The organism is Actinospica sp., from assembly GCF_035552695.1.
Classification (GTDB): domain Bacteria; phylum Actinomycetota; class Actinomycetes; order Streptomycetales; family Catenulisporaceae; genus Actinospica.
In genome coordinates, this window is record NZ_DASZKT010000193.1 from 1 (window position 1) to 1,589 (window position 1,589).

At 67.8% G+C, this 1,589-nt stretch carries 2 protein-coding genes and 1 pseudogene; 2 read left to right on the forward strand and 1 reads right to left on the reverse strand.

Translation table 11 applies throughout. The features are described 5' to 3' along the window. The coding region (locus tag VG296_RS22120) for a MarR family winged helix-turn-helix transcriptional regulator (RefSeq protein ID WP_325568608.1) at positions 1-459 on the forward strand (459 nt) is incomplete at its 5' end. Positions 460-678: 219 nt separating this feature from the next. Further along, positions 679-891 (forward strand): hypothetical protein, encoded by a 213-nt coding sequence (locus VG296_RS22125; RefSeq protein ID WP_325568610.1) that lies wholly within the window; start codon positions 679-681, stop codon positions 889-891. 122 nt (positions 892-1,013) lie between these two features. Here VG296_RS22125 and VG296_RS22130 read toward each other — a convergent pair. Continuing rightward, a pseudogene (locus tag VG296_RS22130) lies at positions 1,014-1,589 on the reverse strand (hypothetical protein); the annotation flags it as partial.

Sequence of the window (1,589 nt, forward strand, 5' to 3'; positions counted from 1 at the left end):
GAAGGTCATGTTGCCCTCGACACAGTCTTCACCGACCTCGTCCGCGCGGAGACGCGGCTCTACAACGCGGTCGCCGAGCGCGTGAAGGCGGAGGCCGACGTCGCAGCCGGGCACTTCGAAGCGCTGCGCTACGTCCGCGACCACCCGGACGCGCGCGTCGCGGACCTCGCCTCCGCCTTCGCGATCGGCGTCGGAACAACCAGCAAGATCGCTGACCGTCTGGAGAAACAGGGCTGGCTGGAGCGCCGCCCGAACCCGGCGAACCGGCGCTCGTCCCTGCTCGCGCTGACCCCGGCGGGCGAGTCGGTCGTGTCCCGGGCAGAGCCCGCCTGGCAGGCAGCGATCCAGGAGATCCTCGGCAGCGCCGTCACCCTTGAACAGCTGACGGCCCTGTCACTGACCCTCAGCGCCCTGCGCTCAGACCTCGAGCGACGCCACCTCGGGCTCCCGACCGGATAAGGCAAGCCCGCCGCGACGGGCAAGAGCGGCCCGTCTTCACCGTGATCGAATGCGGGAAGGCAAAGTCAAGCAAGCCCTCTTCCCCGTGCTGCGGCCATGCCCGCTGTCACGACTTCATGTTCTATGACCCTTCTGGCGATGTCCTGAAAGACCGTGTCCGCCGCCGCCGAAGCGGCGATCAGAGCGCCCCGGTCGACGCGGGGATACGCCCGTCCGGGGATGGGTCGTGCCCAGCTGGTTCCAGGTCTACGTCGGCCCCATGTCGTCTACGTAGAAAACCTCACCGGCGCGCCTTACATCGACGACCAGGCCAAGGTGGGCGCCTACATGCTCGCTATGGACCACCTGATCGCCGTGGATGCCGCCCCGCACCAGGCCGTAGGAATACTCGAACAAATCATCGCGGAAATGGAAACTGGAACCGACCTATAACGCTTCTTCCCGCGAACCCGAGTCTTCTCTACGGGCGCGAGATGTCCGCTGAGGGCCGCCGCGTCGTCGTGGGTGTCTTCTCTGGCCGCTCGCAGGACTGCTTTGAGCCGTGCGTCAGTCATTCACCCGCGAACTCTCGGATGAGCCGCGGGTAGCGAGCTACGCTGGCGATCTGGCGGTGGCAACCCGTCGCGGAAAAGCACGTCTTCTCTGCCATCGTCGGCCTGGTGGAGCCACGACGACACGCAGCGATCACGGACCTGCCGAACCTCCCGGCCCCTCGGATCGCACTCGCGTCCACCCTGCCCGGCCAGCTCTGAAGTGGTGAACACGCCAATCGCGGCGCGCTGGGCGTAAGAGAGCCAGTCAACGGCCAGGCGCCGCGCCAGGTAATCGACCACCGAACGAACCCGGGGAATCTCCGGGTCGTCGGTGTGCCCGGCCGGCGCGAAGGACAGGCCCAAGGCCGGCTGGAGCAGCTCGGTGAGCGGCACGCCGCGCTGGAGGCCCACGGATAGCCCCACTGCGTACGCGTCCATCAGCCCGGCGCAGGCAGACCCCTGCTTACCCCACCGGACAAACACCTCGGCCAGGGTGCCATCTGCGCGGCTGCTGGCGGCAAGGAACAATCGCTCTCCGCCGATCGTCACCGCGGACGTGTGACCACTACGGCGCCGCGGCGCGTCCTGCTGCACCAA

Coding starts and splice junctions, on each gene's coding strand:
- VG296_RS22125 (WP_325568610.1), top strand. CDS start 679: ATGGGTCGTGCCCAGCTGGTTCCAGGTCTACGTCGGCCCCATGTCGTC.